12 protein-coding genes are annotated in these 16,768 nt (G+C 69.7%); 7 read left to right on the top strand and 5 right to left on the bottom strand.

From position 1 onward, the window contains the following. Window positions 1–3,280: 3,280 nt before the first annotated feature. The 5 genes from trxA to J2W20_RS13175 form a co-directional block, all read right to left on the bottom strand. Window positions 3,281–3,610, bottom strand: coding sequence for a thioredoxin (gene trxA, locus J2W20_RS13195; RefSeq protein ID WP_066501726.1), 330 nt, complete (start codon window positions 3,608–3,610; stop codon window positions 3,281–3,283). Between the two features lie 27 nt (window positions 3,611–3,637). Next, window positions 3,638–4,612, bottom strand: coding sequence for a thioredoxin-disulfide reductase (gene trxB / locus J2W20_RS13190; RefSeq protein ID WP_307007134.1), 975 nt, complete (start codon window positions 4,610–4,612; stop codon window positions 3,638–3,640). A 208-nt stretch (window positions 4,613–4,820) separates the two neighbouring features. Continuing rightward, the gene (locus J2W20_RS13185) at window positions 4,821–6,518 is read right to left on the bottom strand and encodes an ABC transporter substrate-binding protein (RefSeq protein WP_307007133.1); all 1,698 of its coding nucleotides are present in this window, start codon (window positions 6,516–6,518) and stop codon (window positions 4,821–4,823) included. Window positions 6,519–6,595: 77 nt separating this feature from the next. Continuing rightward, window positions 6,596–8,560: a murein biosynthesis integral membrane protein MurJ gene (gene murJ / locus J2W20_RS13180; RefSeq protein ID WP_307007132.1), complete on the bottom strand. Its 1,965-nt coding sequence runs from the start codon at window positions 8,558–8,560 to the stop codon at window positions 6,596–6,598. A gap of 8 nt (window positions 8,561–8,568) precedes the next feature. Further along, window positions 8,569–9,075 (bottom strand): NUDIX hydrolase, encoded by a 507-nt coding sequence (locus J2W20_RS13175; protein ID WP_307007254.1) that lies wholly within the window; start codon window positions 9,073–9,075, stop codon window positions 8,569–8,571. 137 nt (window positions 9,076–9,212) lie between these two features. On the opposite strand from J2W20_RS13175, the gene J2W20_RS13170 reads away from it, so the two are divergent. From J2W20_RS13170 to J2W20_RS13140, 7 genes are all read left to right on the top strand, one after another. Further along, on the top strand, window positions 9,213–10,685 hold the full coding sequence (locus tag J2W20_RS13170; RefSeq protein WP_307007131.1) for a CCA tRNA nucleotidyltransferase: 1,473 nt from the start codon (window positions 9,213–9,215) through the stop codon (window positions 10,683–10,685). An 8-nt stretch (window positions 10,686–10,693) separates the two neighbouring features. Continuing rightward, window positions 10,694–11,284 carry a histidine phosphatase family protein gene (locus tag J2W20_RS13165; RefSeq protein ID WP_307007253.1) on the top strand — a complete coding sequence of 197 codons (591 nt, stop codon included), beginning with the start codon at window positions 10,694–10,696 and terminating at the stop codon, window positions 11,282–11,284. Between the two features lie 644 nt (window positions 11,285–11,928). Next, the gene (locus tag J2W20_RS13160) at window positions 11,929–12,177 is read left to right on the top strand and encodes a hypothetical protein (protein WP_307007130.1); all 249 of its coding nucleotides are present in this window, start codon (window positions 11,929–11,931) and stop codon (window positions 12,175–12,177) included. Window positions 12,178–12,256: 79 nt separating this feature from the next. Next, on the top strand, window positions 12,257–13,117 hold the full coding sequence (locus J2W20_RS13155) for a S1 family peptidase (protein ID WP_307007129.1): 861 nt from the start codon (window positions 12,257–12,259) through the stop codon (window positions 13,115–13,117). 69 nt (window positions 13,118–13,186) lie between these two features. Continuing rightward, a complete protein-coding gene (locus J2W20_RS13150) occupies window positions 13,187–14,647 on the top strand; it encodes a glycosyltransferase family 87 protein (protein ID WP_307007128.1) in 1,461 nt (486 codons plus the stop codon). Beyond that, window positions 14,640–16,052, top strand: a complete 1,413-nt coding sequence (locus tag J2W20_RS13145) for a sensor histidine kinase (RefSeq protein WP_307007127.1) — start codon at window positions 14,640–14,642, stop codon at window positions 16,050–16,052. Before J2W20_RS13150 ends, J2W20_RS13145 begins: the two co-directional genes overlap by 8 nt. Continuing rightward, a complete protein-coding gene (locus J2W20_RS13140) occupies window positions 16,049–16,678 on the top strand; it encodes a response regulator transcription factor (RefSeq protein WP_307007126.1) in 630 nt (209 codons plus the stop codon). Before J2W20_RS13145 ends, J2W20_RS13140 begins: the two co-directional genes overlap by 4 nt. The last annotated feature ends 90 nt before the right edge of the window (window positions 16,679–16,768 follow it).

The raw sequence follows: 16,768 nt of genomic DNA, 5'->3' as shown, positions 1-16,768 counted from the left end.
GATTGTCGCGGCGGTTGCATCATTTCTGTTCCGCTCCTGATCCGACCGCTACAGATCAAAGGAAGAAGGTGTACTGGAATTGCGCCGAGTGCACGCAGGAGGCTCAGTCTTCTTCCGGACCCACCGTGCTCACCGCTCCATAAAAGTCGCTGTTCTGTCGTGGGCAGCAACGAGCATCGCTCCAATTTGCGCCCACCTTCCGCTCACCTGTTGAGAAGCCCTTCGGTGTTTCACGTGAAACGGCCGCGCCGCGCTCCCGGGTGGCACCGGTTAGGATGATGCGGCCGTTCGCCGATGAACGTGCGCTGTTCGAAGCCTGCCAGCAATCCCGGCAGTAGGCCGAGTCGACTTGTTTTCGCATGGGGCAGCGAATCGCCGGCTTTCGCGACGCCGCGGCGCCGGCGCTATGGCCGTTAGCCATAAAACCGCTGTCGACGCCAAAGTGGTTCAGGCCCACATCTGCCCGGTCGTTTCCGGCGAATAGTGGGTACTCGCGGTATTGCCTGTATACCGTGGCGGCCGGAGAGCGTGCACGGCAGCGTTTCACGTGAAACAGCGGACGTTGTGTCAGCACTGCCAAGCACGCGTTTGGCCGCTGGCGTGCGACGGCTCGGCGCGCCGAAATGACCCTCATCCGTCCTCGCGCTCTGGTGGGCCGTCACTCAGCCTCTGAGCTGTCTTTTGGAGAGGACGCTCCTCTTCCGGAGCTGGCGCAAGATCTCTCCGTCAACTGCGCAGCGGTCGCCAGCTGGTGCGCCCAAAATGACGCCTTTTCAGGAGCGTGAGGAATCGGTGGCAAGGACCAGGACATGCACGTGCGTAGGTCCCTTGTACCAGCGGGCGGCGCGACGGGCAGACCGGTCACAGATGAGTGATAGCAGCGCAGATAGACATGGACCAGCCACTCGTGGAGTCCGTTCATTCTGAACTTGTTCTACCTTGCGGACGGCAGCGTCGGCGGCCTCATGACGCTGTGCATTCGGCCGAATGGGCTGGCTCTGCGCGCAGAACGCACACTGCCGTCAGCCCCGCCGCGGCGGAACCGTCGCTGCTGTGACCGCAGGTGCTCAGCGCTGCCGCTGTGGATATCCCTGTGATCACCGGAGAGCCTCGCGACGGCCGGCTGTGGATAACGCTGTGGATAGCAGCTGGGGATAGTGGCGGCGAGATCCATTATGTGGCCCTCGGAAGACCGCTCCTCCGCCATTTCCTACCCAGTACACCGCCTCGCGGCGACAGCTGCCCGGCGCCCGAGGCGTCGCGAACGAGTTTTCCCGCGAACCTGTGACCTCGTCATGTGAGCCTCCTGCATCGAAAGTAGACCGGAAACGGCCGAATTCAAGGGCGGAAACCCCATAGGCGGGTCCACACGCCGGCTTACGCCTGCCGGGAGGACCTTCAGCAGTGCGGACGAAAGGCAGGCGAAGTGGGCTGGGCCGCGGCGAAGCATCGGTGTCGTGCCCCAGGTGCTGAGTGAGATCCGCGAGCTTCTGACAGGCCTCTGTGGATACCGACTGTGGATAACTCTGTGGAGAACCGCGGTCCGTTCCAGAACGGATGTGGATAAGCCAGTGGATGCCTAGCCTCCCGCGAGTGTCGAAGTGCCGCCTAGGCAGTGTCATGGCGACATGTTTCACGTGAAACCGCTCGACCAATGGGCGCCGTATTCCAGCGCGGCGGGTCCGCCCCACTTTTAGGACGGGGCGATCAGTCGACTGGGAACGCGCGGGTGAGCTGCTTAGCCCGCCCGGATGAGCGGGCCGACGGAGCAGGGGAAAACTTCTCACACCGCGCTTGCCCCGCACTGTGAGGGTAAAGACTCACCATCGGCCATGCGTGCACCATCTAGCATGAATGACGCCGCGCAACAAAGGGGGCACGGGTGCGTGACGGTGGGGAGGAGGAGGCCGTTGCACTCGAGCCCGTGTATCGCCCCGGTCCCCGATGGAAGGAGCTGAGAAGTGGCGGGCCGCACCTGGACCAGACTGTCGTAGTGCCCGGACGGCGACGTGGAGGAAGAGACGGCCCGATGATCCTCGCCCTGCTTGGCCCGTCTGTCAGGAACGACGACCGCTTGATCATCAGGAGGAGGTGTCTCGAGCACTGGGCGTTCCGTCAGATTCTCACAGGATATGGGCTCACCGCGACGCGGTCACCATCGCGGTGGACTGAGCCGACGGCTCCTCTGTTCACGCAGATAGAAGTTCGAGGAACGGGCCGGCCGCAGTGGAGAGAGGCTCAACGAGGTTTACCTCGGAAAGCGCGCCGTTCCGCAGACTCGCACCGTTGCACGGATCTGTACGAGCGCGAGGACCAGATCTCACTAGTCGCCCGGGCTCGCTTGTCAGATCGTGTGCCAATGGCTGGCTCCGCCATCTTCTGGTGCCGCAGCCGGGTATGGGTCCGCCCGCATTCCATATGGCGGTCGGCGAGCGTAGTGTCGGCACGTACGGAGGATCGTATCTGGAGAGTTGCGACCGGCTGGGCGTCGCGGATGAACGGTTTGCGCTGAGCGGTCTTGAGGGCCGTCCGCGGGTATGAGGCGACGTGTCGGCTCCTCAGGTGAGCTCTGCGCACAGGCCACTATCCATCGAAGGGTCTGTCAAAGAGCGCGCTGCCCTCCGCACCTTGCGTGGACGGCACGATGTCTCAGCCACGTGTCTGAACGAATCGCACCACCCCGGATCGTCCGATGCCGCCACCTGAAGCAGCGCACTGTTTCACGTGAAACAAGACGGGAATCCGCCCGCGACGCATCTCATGGCGTGACCGGGAGCTCGCGCACTTTAGGCACCGCTTTCAGACACCGCGCACAGGAGGTCTGTTACCGATAATGAAAGATGAGCCGCCTTCGCACGAAGTGCGGGATTGCAGCAGCCACTGGGCTCGCCAAAGCTCACCGAACCGCCCAAGCCCTGCGGAGCGCCGCGCGCCCCTCCCATTGGGTCAGCGCGACGGCCTTACCCCCGGTTCGCGGCGCGCGCTTCTCCGGGTGGGAAGCGGCGGGTGCCCTAGCGTGCTGGCCCTACACATCCCGACGCTTCAGGAATGCGCTTGAAATGGGTATCGGGAGGGCTGCTGGTCGGCGGCATCTCGCTGAGACGTCCCCGTTCGGTTCGCATAACCGGAACGTCGTGTTTCACGTGAAACGCCCGCTGAAGGGCCCACCTTTGATGAGCCTTTTGGACCCAGTGAGCCGGTGCACCGAAGAACCCGGGCATAGAAAAAGGGGAGGACGCAACGCGCGTCCTCCCCTGGAGCGTGGGGCTCTCCGAAGTATCTACTTCGCGAGGACCTCGTTCCACTCCTTCTCGAAGTACTGCTTGGGCCGCGCACCGATGACCGTTCCGGTCACCTTGCCCTTCTCAAAGAGGTAAACCGCAGGAATGGAGGTGATGCCGTACTCGGCAGCGATGTTCGGGTTGTTGTCGACATCGACCTTCACCACATCAACTTTGTCGGCGTACTCGACGGAGATGTCATCGAGGATGGGGCCGAGCTTGCGGCACGGCCCGCACCATTCGGCCCAAAAGTCCACAATGACCGGCTTTTCGGACATGAGGACCTTGTCGGTGAACTCGGCATCGGTAACGTTCTTGGCGTTGCTCATCTCTTCTGTTCCGATCTGTAGGGGGGCTCAGGACTGTGCGGCGAGGGAACGAGCTTCGACGTCCGCGAGATAGTGCTCGACGTCCAGGGCGGCGACACAACCCGAACCGGCTGCAGTGATCGCCTGCCGGTACGTGGGGTCGACGACGTCACCGGCGGCGAAGACGCCCGGGATGCTCGTCTTGGAGGATCGGCCCTCGACGGCGATCGTCCCTTCTGGGGTGAGCTCGAGAACGTCCTTGACGAGGCTCGTCCGGGGATCGTTGCCGATGGCCACGAAGACGCCGGTCACGGCGATCTCGGACTCGCTCCCGTCGACGAGGTTGCGGAGCTTGAGACCCGTCACCTTGTCGCCGCCGACCACGTCTGCGACCTCGGAGTTCCACACGAAGGTGATCTTCTCGTGGGCGAGCGCACGGTCGGCCATGATCTTGGAGGCCCGCAGCGAATCGCGCCGGTGCACCACGGTGACCGAGCGAGCGAACTTGGTGAGGAAGAGCGCCTCCTCCATCGCGGAGTCGCCGCCGCCGATGACGGCGATGTCCTGGTCCTTGAAGAAGAATCCATCGCAGGTCGCACACCAGCTGACGCCGTGGCCCGACAGGCGCTTCTCATTCGGGAGGCCGAGTTCGCGGTACGCGGAGCCGGTCGCGATGATCACCGTGCGTGCCCTGTAGGACTCACCACCGGAGAGGGTCACCGTCTTGATGTCGCCCTCGAGCTCGAGCGACTCAACGTCCTCGAATTCGATCTGGGCGCCGAACTTCGAGGCCTGCTGCTCGAACTTGTCCATGAGCTCGGGGCCCTGGATCCCCTCAGGGAAGCCGGGGAAGTTCTCGACCTCGGTGGTGTTCATGAGCTCACCGCCGGCGGTCACGGAACCCGCGAAGATCAACGGATTCAGGTTGGCTCGCGCGGTATAGATGCCAGCGGTGTACCCCGCGGGACCCGAACCGACGACGATGACGTCGCGGATCTCTGCGCTCGTCTCTGCAGTGCTCACGGAGTGCGTACCTCTTCCTTGGCAATCAATGGTTGGCGTCAGCATCCACAACGCGCCGATGAGGGCCGATATTCCGGGACGCTGTCTGGTCCAAGGGTACCCATGGGCCCGCGCTCAATCCCAAGCGCGGGTCATACGTGCTGGGACACGGCAGAGGGCCCCGGGGATCACCCCGGGGCCCTCGCCTTGCCGCCGTGCGGACTCGGCGCTACTCGACCTTGATCTCTGCGAGCCGGAGTCCGTACGGGTACTGCGTCTTGGGCGCGGAGAGCCGCGGGAGCGCGTTGATCTGGATGATCACGTACTGCGCGGTGGGAGTCCCGCTGACGGGCACCGACACCTGCGGCCCGGTGAAGGACGTGGTTCCCGCCAGGGTGGCACCGCTGAGGCTCGGCTGGCTGTTGGTGTAGATGCTGAGGTTTCCGCCCGAACCCCCGGACTGGATGAGCGTGACCTGCTTGACCTGGGCGGGGTTCGCGAGCTTGACCGAGAGGGCAACGCTCTTGGTGAATCCGCCCCAGTCCTCGCGTGCGAACTCCATGTCGGACCAGTACGTGGCGGTGTTCCCGTCGAAGGTCAGCGGCAGCCTGCTGTCGAACGAGTTCGCGAAGGAGAGGTCTTCGGGGTTGAGCCGGGTGACCGAATCGATGGCGGGCGGCGCCGTGGGTGCCGTAGGCGCGGCCGACGCAGACGCCGTGGTCTCCTGGCTGGCAGTTGGCTGCTGGCTGGGCTGGCTCGTGCTGTTGGCCGTGCCTCCCTGCTGCGGCTGGAACAGTCCGCCGAGGGTGGTGAAGGCGAAGATGAGCGCGGCGATGAGCACCACGGCGAGCACCCCGCCGACGAGCCAGGGCATCGAGCGCGGGCGCGTCGCCTCGTCGTCGTCCTCGTAGTCGGCGACGCGAGGGGCGGATGACGACGGCCTGACCGCCGCAGGCAGGAAGGGCGCCGCGCCGGCCGACGGCTCATGGTGGCGCTGCTGCGGCTGCGGGGCGGGCTTCTGCTGAGGCGCGGGCGCCGTCGGGGTGCCAGCCGAGGCATCCCGGTCCCCGGGTGACCAAGGGCTGACCTTCGGGGACGCGGCCTCGGACGCGGGCTCGGCACCCGCACCCGTGGCACCCGCACCCGCAGCACCAGCACCCGCAGCAGCGGCTCCTGGAACGGCCGCCGAACGGAAGGACTGCGTGGCGGCGTCAGCGGAGGACGACGGGCCGCCGCCCGAGCGAGGGGGCGCCTGCGGGGGCGGCGGGACGGATCCGGGGGCTGCGGCCGGCCCCTGCGCCGTGCGCGGAGGCTGCTGCTCAGGCCGGGCCTGCGGGGGAGGGAAACCGCCCTGTTCGTACTGCTGGTGCTGCCGCCGTGCTGCAGCCGCGGCGGCGGCGGCACCAGCGGCCCCGCCAGCAGCTGCCGCGCCGGCAGCACCGCCGTGGGCGTCCTCGCCCTCGTGATGCTCCGGCTGCCCGTAGTCGTCATAGCGGATGTACTGGTCGGGGCGTCCCGGGTCCACCATGCCGTCGTACGTCTCCGGCTCGCGCGACCGGGATTCGCCGAAGATCTCGCTGCCCAGGGTGTCGGTGAAGAACGGCTCGACGTAGGGCGTCTCCTGCGGGACGATCAGGTCGAGCAGGTCCGCAGGCGACGTGTGGTTCGTGATGAGGTATGTGGACCCGTGGCTGATCCCGAGGTCCAGCACCTGGACGGAACCGTGCCGCTCGCCCATGGCCACCTCGCGGGCGCTCTGGGCGAGCTGGTCGGCATTCGAGGGGCCCGCGACGAGAATGCTCACGGGCCGGTTCAGGACTTGGTCCACGCCGTCGAGGACGAGGTCGCTCTCGTGGGACGTCACGATCGAAGACGTGACTTTGTACCGCCCCCCGAGTACGGTGCCGACGTCGATGGACTGGGCCACGGATACCTCCTGGTCGCTGGCGCGGGCACGACCGGTGGCCGCGCTTGTGCTGCTAGTGATCCTAGCGGAAGGGGCTGTCAAGCCTCGGGGCGGTGGTGGTCGGAATCGTCCGGGAAGTGCGGATTCTCCCCGGGCGGGCCCTGGAAGGTGTGCCGGCCCGGGATCTTCTCGACCGGCGCGGTGGCCGGCCTGGCCCGGTACATGACGGGGTCGAACTGGCCCGAGATGCGCGGGATGATGCCGGTGTCGTCCGAGATCGTGCTCAGCGCCGCGGTGATGGGAGCCTCGGCGGGCCCCCCGCGGGAGCCGGCGGCAGCGCCGTCGTCGTGCGCGGGGGCGGACGACGACGTGGCGCCTCCTCGCGCGAACCGGCCGCCGAGCCGGCCGAGGATCGGGCCGAGCAGGTCCTGCACCTCGGTGACGCGGAAGAGCCGCAGCAGCACGAAGTAGACCACGAGCATGGGGACCGCGATGATCACGATCGCCGCGAGCGCCGCCCAGTTGGAACTCCAGATGAAGCCGCTCGGGTTGTAGCCCCCGAGCACCCCGACGGCGAGGGCGCCCACTACGGCCGAGCCCGTCGCCGCGTAGCCCATCCGGACGTAGGAGCGGGCCACCGTGGGCCCGTCGAGGTGGCCGAGCTGGCGGCGGAGGTAGTGGCTGCTGAGGACGACGGAGAGGATGTTCCCCACCGTGTACAGCCCGGCGATCGAGAAGATGATGTACCGCGGCGGCAGGAACTGGATCACGAAGGCGCCCACCACGTTGAGGATCGCGAGCCACAGCTGGATCTTGAACGGGGTCCGGGCGTCCTCCTTGGCGTAGAAGACGCGGGCCATCATGAAGTTCGCGCTCATGAACGGCGTGCTGAGCGCCAGGATGCTCAGGGTCTGGGCGAGCATGACGCCGTCGGACGCACGGCCGCCGGAGAAGAACATGCCCAGCGGGGCGGCCAGGGCGAACAGGGCAAGGGCCGCGAAGACCGTCGCGACGGCCATGGTGCGCAGGCCGTGGGAGAGCGCCTCCCGGACGCCGGCGCGGTTGCCGGCCTGGGACGCCTCGGTCATCCGGTTGAAGAGCACCGTGGCGAGGGACAGCGCAATGATCGAGTGCGGCAGCAGGTACAGCTGCGACGCGATCTCGAGGACGGTGTTGCCGGGGACCTGCTGCCACAGCGGGTTGCCTGCCTCCTGGAGCCGCTCGCGCTCTGCACCCGGCTGCGAGGCGACGCGCATGACGTAGAGGAAGGTCAGCTGGCCCACCGCGGTGGTCGCGAGCGTCCAGGTCCCCAGTCTGGCTGCGGCCCCGAGGCCCACGCCCCGCCAGCCGAAGCGGGGCCTCAGGCCGAGCCTGAGCTTGAGGACCGGAATGAACAGCAGGGCCGTCTGGATCGCGACGCCGATCGTGGACACCGCTGCGATGAAGAAGGTGTGGGCGCCGGTCCAGTTGTCGAGGCTGTGCGGATTGCTCCGGTTGGCCCCGAAGATCCACACGAACATGCCCAGGCCGCTGATCGCGACGATGTTGTTCACGATCGGCGCCCACATCGCGGGCCCGAAGGCCCCGTGCGCGTTGAGCACCTGGGTCAGGAGGGCGTACAGGCCGTAGAAGAAGATCTGCGGGAGGCACCAGTAGGCGAACACTGTCGCGAGGGCCAGCTGCTGCGGGCTGTACCCCGAGGTGGTCAGCCGCATGACCCACGGAGCGGCCACGGTGACCGCGGCGGTGAGGACCAGCATGACGATCACGCCGAGCGTGAGGAGGCGGCTGATGTAGTCAGCTCCTCCGTCCGCCGCCTTGCTGGCCTTGATGATCTGCGGGACCAGGACGGAGTTGAACACTCCGCCGGCCACGAGCAGGAAGATCAGGTTCGGCAGGTTGTTCGCGTTGACGAACGTGTCCGCCACCGTCGATCCCAGGCCGAGGGCCAGGATGAGCATCCACGAGCGGATGAAGCCGAGCGCCCTCGAGACGAGGGTGCCGGCGGCCATGATCGCGCTCGAGCGGGCCTCGGAGGCGGGTGCGGACTTGGGTGACGCCACAGCCTGCCTCACGAGAGGAGGTGCTCGGGAAGCACCTCGCGGGCCAGGTCCGCGATGCGGCGCTCATTCGGGAAGGACAGGCGCCGGGTGAGCTCGGAGATGGGGATCCACGCGACGTCGACCGCCTCGTGGTCGGGATCGTTCTCGATGGTCAGGCTCCCGCCGACGGCCCGCAGGAGATAGTGGTGCACGGTCTTGTGGACACGGTGGCCCGTCACGGTGAACCAGTAGTCGATGCTGCCCAGCGGGGCGAGGATCTCGCCGGAGATGCCCGTCTCCTCGCTGATCTCGCGGATGGCGGCCCGCTCGTTCGACTCGCGGCCCTCGGGGTGGCCCTTGGGCAGGCACCACTCGAGGCGGCCGCCGCGGTTGAGCCGGGCGATGATCGCCACCGGCAGGTTGGGGTCCGCCGTGTCGACGACGACACCTCCGGCCGAGACTTCTTCGACCGTGGGGAGCGACGACGGATAGGCGTGCCCGGCCGGGGCGATGTGCGGCCCGACGGCCGACGGCAGGGGCGCACTCCTCCTCTTCTGAGGATCGCTCGGCAACGGGATGACCATGCAGTCCACTCTAACCAACGAGCCCCGGCCCGCAGGGCACCGGGGGCGCGGAACGCGCACGCGCCGGGATCTGCCAAGCTTTAAGGACTATGGCAGCAGATGACACGGCAGCGCAGGGGCCCCAGTTCGAGGTGGACCCGGTGGTCCTGGAGCTCGGGCGGAGGTTCGCCGGGGCGGGGTTCGAACTCTCCCTCGTGGGCGGCCCCGTCCGCGACCTCTTCCTGGGCCGCACCTCCCCGGACCTGGACTTCACGACCGATGCGACGCCGGACGAGACGCTCGCCGTGGTGAAGGGGTGGGCGGACGCCCACTGGGACATCGGCCGTGAGTTCGGCACGATCGGGCTGCGCAAGGACAGGCACCAGATCGAGGTCACGACCTATCGGGCCGAGGCCTACGACTCCGACTCGCGCAAGCCCGAGGTGGCCTTCGGGACGAGCCTCGAGGCGGACCTCGGCCGACGCGACTTCAGCATGAATGCGATGGCGCTGCGCCTGCCCTCGCTGGCCCTGGTCGACCCCTTCGGCGGCCTGGCGGACCTGCGCGCCGGGATCCTCAGGACGCCGGGCGCGCCCGAGCTGTCCTTCTCGGACGACCCGCTGCGCATGATGCGCGCCGCCCGCTTCGCCTCCCAGCTGCGCGTCGGGGTGGCCCCCGAGGTGCGCGCCGCGATGGCGGACATGGCGGAGCGGATCGCCATCGTCTCGGCCGAGCGGGTCCGCGACGAGCTCGTGAAGCTCGTCAACGGCGCCGAGCCCGGGACCGGGATCGACCTGCTCGTGGAGACGGGGCTTGCCGAGCATGTGATCCCGGAGGTCCCGGCGCTCCGCCTCGAGGCGGACGAGCACCATCGCCACAAGGACGTGTACCACCACTCGCTCAAGGTCCTCGAGCAGGCCGCCGGCCTCGAGACCGGCCCGGACGGCCCCGTGCCCGGCCCGGACTTCGTGCTGCGGTTCGCGGCGCTGATGCACGACGTCGGCAAGCCGGCTACGCGGCGCTTCGAGCCCGGCGGCGGGGTCACCTTCCGCCACCACGACGTCGTCGGGTCGAAGCTCGTGAAGAAGCGCATGAAGGCCCTCCGCTTCGACAATGACACGATCAAGGCCGTGGCGCGGCTCGTCGAACTCCACATGCGCTTCTACGGCTACGGAGAGGCCGGGTGGAGCGACTCGGCCGTGCGCCGCTACGTGACCGACGCCGGCCCCCTCCTCGAACGGCTGCACCGGCTCACCCGCTCCGACGTCACGACCCGCAACCAGCGCAAGGCGGACCGTCTCGCCTTCGCCTACGACGACCTCGAGCGGCGCATCTCGGAGCTGGCCGAGCAGGAGGAACTCGCCTCGATCCGCCCCGACCTCGACGGGCAGCAGATCATGTCCATCCTGGGCGTCCGTCCGGGCCCGCTGGTGGGCCGGGCGTACAGGTTCCTGCTCGAGGAGCGCATGGAGCACGGCCCCGCGTCCGAGGACGAGGCGCGCGGACGCCTGCTCGAGTGGTGGGTGCAGCAGCCGGAGTCGGCATCAGCGGCAGCAGAGAACGTCGAGAGCAGGGAGCACTAGTGGACGGGATGGGCCTTCCGGGCATGGAGGACTTCGGTCTCACGCGGCTGTGGCTCCTGCGCCACGGCGAGACCGAATGGTCCAGGAGCGGGCAGTACACCGGTCTGACCGACCTGCCGCTGACGCCGATCGGCGAGGATCAGGCCCGTGCGGCCCGCCGGGCGCTCGACGGCGTCAGCTTCGGCCTCGTGCTGACCTCGCCGCTGGTGCGGGCGCGCCGCACGGCGGAGCTCGCGGGCTTCCCCGACGCGCAGCCGGAGCCAAACGCCGTCGAATGGGACTACGGCGACTACGAGGGCGTCCGGTCGGCCGACGTACGGGCCGAGAACCCGGACTACCTCATCTGGAAGGACGGCGTGCCCCACGGCGAGACCCTCGAGCACGTCGGAGAGCGCGCCGACAGGATCGTCGAGCGCGTGCGGACCGCCGGCGTCGAGAACGCCCTCGTGGTGGCCCACGGCCACTTCTGCCGGATCCTCGCGGCCCGGTGGCTCGGGCTTCCCGCTTCCGCCGGGCGTCACTTTGTGCTCGGCACCGCCAAGGCCTGCCGGCTGGGCTGGGACAAGAGGACCCCGGCCATCGAGGCCTGGGGGCTCTGAGGCCTCCGCACCGGCAGCTGGGAATTCTTTCAAAGAATCCTGATTTTCCGCTTGCGGTTTATCGCAGCGACCGGGTACTTTAATTCTGCACGGCCTTTTGTGCCGTTCCCGAAGCAGTTGCCCAAGGACCTACTGGAGAAGAAGGAGGCTGGACCGATGACGATTACCAAGGTTCTCAACCGTGGTTGGACTGCGTTTGCGACGGGCCGTCGCCGCGGCCTCCTGCCGGTCTTTGGCGCCCTCGGCGCCTGATCCTTCGGCCAGCGGTCCTCTGCACCTCACCTCGCCTCTGAGCGCCACCTGACGGGTGGCGCGTCCGGGCGGGTGGTGACAGGAGGCTGCCGCGGAGCGATCAGCGCTCCCGACGTGCCCGATCGGCCGTCCGGACCAACCGCCACGCTTCCCTTCCCCCGCCGTCCCTGATGCCCCCCGTGGGCCCGCGACGGCGGCACGTCCTGCGGACCCCTGATATTCCGCGGGCCATTCCGGTGCCTCGCCTTTCCCCGCATTTGCCGCGGGCGAAATTGGGCTGCGGAATTCGATGCGTTATTCCCCTTCGGCGATAACGCATGCCTTTTCATCGCGCCCCGCGATGAACCGCCCGTGCCGCGCCCTCCTGCGCTGCCCCCTGCCCTGGAGCTCCCATGCCCTCGCGCACCCCGCCCCTGACCGACGCCGAACCGCAGCCCGCCGAGCGGACGGCGGCCCGCACGCCGTCGTCCGCACCCGTGCTCCCGCCGGCCCACATCCCCCACGAGGAGGTGACCCCTGTGGCCCACCGCATCCGCCGCGCCCTGAGCGCCCTCACCATGGCCCGGATCGACGCGGAGCGCATCGACGCGCACCGCGACGCCGTCCAGCGCGAGCTCGTCCTCTCCCGGCCGATCCTCTGACCGCACCCTTCCCAGGCCGGCGGCCATCCTGAAGAATCCCTTTCACGTGCGCTGCACCCGCGCACGTGAAAGGGGAACCATGCACAGGAAACTCGCCGCCCTCATTGCGGCCCTGACCACGGCCTTCAGCGCGGCCTTCATCGCGGCGCCCGCCCAGGCGAGCACCGGCGGAACCGCCGACGGCGATACGCACCCGGGCGTCGCGATGATCGCCTTCTACGACGGCACCGGCCGGTACCGCTGCTCGGCGTCGCTCGTCTCACCGACCGTGCTGCTGACCGCCGCGCACTGCACGTCCGGCACGGTCGGCAAGGTCTACGTGGACTTCCGCTCGGTGGTCGCCGAGCAGCCGGCGGCCGGCGTCCTGCCGGCGGCCGCGGATCCGAGCGTCGGCTACACGCCCGCGGACCTCGAGGGGAAGGTCTCGGGCACCGCCCACACGCATCCCGGCTACTCGGACTTCACCGACATGAAGAACTGGAACGACGTGGGAGTCGTGGTGCTGGATGCTCCGGCGCCGGCGGGCCTGCCGATCTATCCCGTCGCCACGGCCGGCACGCTCGACGCGATCCGGCCCGGCGACGTGCCCAAGACCCTCGTCACCGCGGTGGGCTACGGCACCGAAGTGCGCAAGCCGGACTCGGGGCCGCAGAAGCCGACACCCATGAGCTACCCGCTCCTGCGCCGGTATGTCGACATGCCGCTGCAGAAGGTCGGCCCGCAGGTGTTCCAGGCCAACGGCAACCCCAACGACACCAAGGGCACCGGCGGCACGTGCTTCGGCGACTCCGGCGGCCCGGTGCTCTACCAGGGCGCGATCGTGGGCGTCACGAGCTACGGCCTCACGGCCAACTGCCGGTACATCGACGGGTACCAGCGCGTCGACATCGCGGCGGCCCAGACCTGGCTCGCCGGATTCGGCGTGACCGCGGCCGCCTGATCCCGCGCACCCCGACGGCCCGCCCCGACGCCGGGGCGGGCCGTCCTGCCAGCCGGTAGGCTCGACGCCATGGTGGTGCGCCCCGACGAGAAGCCCGAAGCGCGGCAGGCGGTCATCTCGCCGACCCGCAACGACCCCCTGCTCCACACGCTCTCCGAGGCCGTGGGCGGACCCCTCGGCGAGCATGCAGCGCCCGGGATCATCCGCAGCGGGTTCTGGACCCCCGAACGGGTCCTCGTGATCCTGACCGTGGTCGCGGCGGTGCTCGGCGTCCTCCTGAAGGGCTATTGCCGGGTCAACGGCTGGACCAGCCCGCAGCACTTCTACGCCACGTGCTACTCCGACTTCCCGGTGCTGTTCAAGGAGCGCGGGCTCGCCGACGGCGTCCTGCCCTTCCTCAACGCCAACACCCCGTTCGAGTACCCGGTGCTCACGAGCCTCATCGCCGGCCTCACCGCCCTCCTCGTCCCGGGAACCGGGAACACCGCGGCGCGGGCCCTCGGCTACTTCGACATCAACGCCGTGCTCGTCGCCGTGATGTGGATCGTCGCCGTCGTCGCGACCGCCCGCTCGAACACCCGGCGCCCCTGGGACGCCGCCATGCTCGCCGTTGCCCCGGGGGCGGTCCTCGCCGGGTTCATCAACTGGGACATGTGGCCCGTGGCGCTGCTGGCCCTCGGCACCTACGCGTTCGCCCGCCGCCAGCCACTCTGGGCCGGGGTGTTCATCGGCCTCGGCACGGCCACGAAGCTCTACCCCGTCCTCGCGCTCGGCGCCATCCTCATCCTGGCCGTCCGCACCGGGCGGTACCGGCCGCTGTGGCTCGCGCTCGGCGGAGCCGCGGCCACGTGGCTCGCGGCCAACCTGCCGTTCATGATCCTGGACCCTCGCGGCTGGCAGTACTTCTTCGACTTCACGCGGGACCGGCAGGCCGGATTCTCCTCGGCGTACTACGCCTGGAACCTCGTTGCCGGCCGCCTGCGCTGGGCCGCGCTCGACGCGCCGGCCGTCACCGCGATCGCGGTCGTCTCCTTCGTGCTCGCGTGCCTGCTCATCGCCTTCGCGGCGCTCCACGCCCCGCGCCGGCCTCGCCTCGCCCAGGTCATGTTCCTGCTGGTCGCCGCCTTCATCCTCACCAACAAGGTCTACTCTCCGCAGTACGTCCTGTGGCTCATCCCCCTGCTCGCGCTCGCGCGGCCACGCTGGCGCGACTTCCTGATCTGGATGGCCGTCGAGGCCCTCCACTGGTGGGCCGTCTGGATGTACCTCGGCGCGATCACGGGCGGCGGTCCGGCCACCAACAACATCGACTCGCCCTACTATGTCGGAGCCGTCCTCGCCCACATGGGCGCGGTCGCCTATCTCTGCGTGCGGGTGCTCATGGACATCTACGATCCGGGCGGCGACCCCGTGCGCCGCAGTCGGCAGGACGACCCCCAGGGGGGAGAGTTCGACCGCGCACCTGATGCCCTCACCGTGCGGTCCCTCGCGCGCCGGCTGGCCGCTCGGAGGCAGGCCGTCGATGCCTGAGTCGGCCGCGCCGGGCTCCCCGGCGCCGGCCATCCGGACGCCGCCGGCCCCTGCCCCCGCAGCCCCTGCCCCCGCCGCCCGGACCGAGCGGGTGCTGCGCTGGCTCCGCGTGGCGCTGCACGTCGGCTTCGCCGCGCTCCTGCTGGTGGGGACTGTGCGCTCGCTCCTGCCCGTCACCGCCGCCGAGGCGGGCGGCCCCGCGAAGGCGCCCGCCGGCGTCGTCCTTCCCCTCGCCGTGCTGCTCGCACTCGTCTACCTTGCCGGGACCGTGCTCGAGAAGCGGCACTTCCAGGGGGCCGCACCCGACCCCGCCCGGTACTCGCTGCCGTGGCTCGGGGTGGTATGCGGGCTGTGGCTCGTGCTCGTGGCGGTCAGCGGGGAGTTCGCGTGGGTGGCGTTCGCCCTCTTCTTCCTCCAGCTTCACCTGCTGCCGCGGTGGTGGGGGGCGGGCGCCGTCGCCGCCACGGCCGCCCTCGTGGTCCTGGGGCTGGGGTGGCACGCCGGCGGCCTGTCCGTGGCGATGGTCCTCGGCCCGCTCTTCGGGGCCGCGTTCGCCGTGGTCACGGCGTTCGCCTACCGCGCCCTCTATGCGGAGGCGGAGGCCCAGCGCGCCGCCGCCGACGAGCTGCGCCGCACCCGTGCCCAGCTCGCCGAGAGCCAGCACCGCGCGGGCGTCCTGGCCGAGCGCGAGCGGCTCGCCCGGGAGATCCATGACACCCTCGCGCAGGGGTTCTCCTCGGTGGTGCTCATGGGGCGCTCCGCCGCCGCCGCGTTGGACGACGGCGACTCCGCCGCTGCCCGCGAGAGGCTCGGCATCGTGCAGGCCACGGCCGCCGAGTCCCTCGCCGAAGCACGGGCCTTCGTGCGCGGGCTCGGCTCGCCGGCGCTCGGCCCCGAGCGGTCGGAGGGGGACGGCGCCGAGCCTGCGGGAGGGGAGGTGCGCACCGCCTCCCCGCTCGCCGACGCGCTCGGCAGGCTGTGCGAGAAGACGGCCGCCGAGGCCGCCGCCCGCGGCGCCGGATTCATGTGCCGGTTCGAGGCCGACGGCGAGCCGCGCCCGCTCGGCACCGGCGCGGAGGAGGTCCTCCTGCGCGCCGCCCAGGCGAGCCTCGCGAACGTCTGGGCGCACGCGCGGGCGAGTGCCGCCGTCGTGAGCCTTGCCTACCTCGACGGGGAGGTCACGCTCGACGTCTTCGACGACGGGGTGGGGTTCGACCCCGCCACGCTGCCCCGCGGGCCGCGCCCGGACGGGACCGGGTACGGGCTGCGCGGCCTGCGGCACCGGGTCGAGGAGGCCGGCGGGGCGCTCACCCTCGAGTCTGCGCCCGGCGAGGGCACCGTGGTGGCCGTCCGGCTGCCCGCGGGCGCGCACGGGCCCGCGGGCGACCATGGGGAGCGGCCGTGATCCGCGTGCTGCTCGTCGACGACCATCCGGTGGTCCGCGCAGGACTCCGCGCGATGCTCGCCGGCTTCGAGGGGGTGGAGGTCGCGGCCGAGGCCTCCGACGGCGCCGCGGCGCTCACCGAGCTCACCCGGGCCCGGGCGCTCGGGGAGACGGTCGACGTGGTGCTCATGGACCTGCAGATGGCCGGCATGGACGGGGTCACGGCCACGGCCCGGCTCCGCGAGCTCGTGGATCCGCCGCCCGTGCTCATCCTCACCACCTACGACACCGACGCCGACATCCGGGCCGCCCTCGACGCCGGCGCCTCCGGCTACATGCTCAAGGACGCCCCGCCGGAGCGGATCCGCCGGGCTGTGCTCGACGCCGCCGCCGGAGCGCGCGTGCTGGCTCCCGGCGTCGAGGCGCGGATCGAGCGCACCCGGCTGGAGGACGCGCTCTCGGACCGCGAGCTCGAGCTGCTCGCCCTGCTGGCGGGCGGCGCGAGCAACCGCCAGCTTGCGAAGTCGCTCTTCATCTCCGAGGCCACGGTGAAGACGCACCTCGTGCACATCTACGCCAAGCTCGGCGTGGAGAACCGGACGGCGGCGATCGCCGAGGCGCGGCGCCGGCGCATCATCCGGGCGTAGGCGCTCGGTCCCGCGCTGCTGACGGTCGTGGCCAGGACGACCCTAAGGCGACCGCCGCCCCGACGAGGGTCTCCACGGCACGGTCACGGG

The organism is Sinomonas atrocyanea (assembly GCF_030812675.1).
In the GTDB taxonomy this organism is placed as follows: Bacteria; Actinomycetota; Actinomycetes; order Actinomycetales; family Micrococcaceae; genus Sinomonas; species Sinomonas atrocyanea_B.
This window is presented reverse-complemented; position numbering and strand designations above follow the sequence as displayed.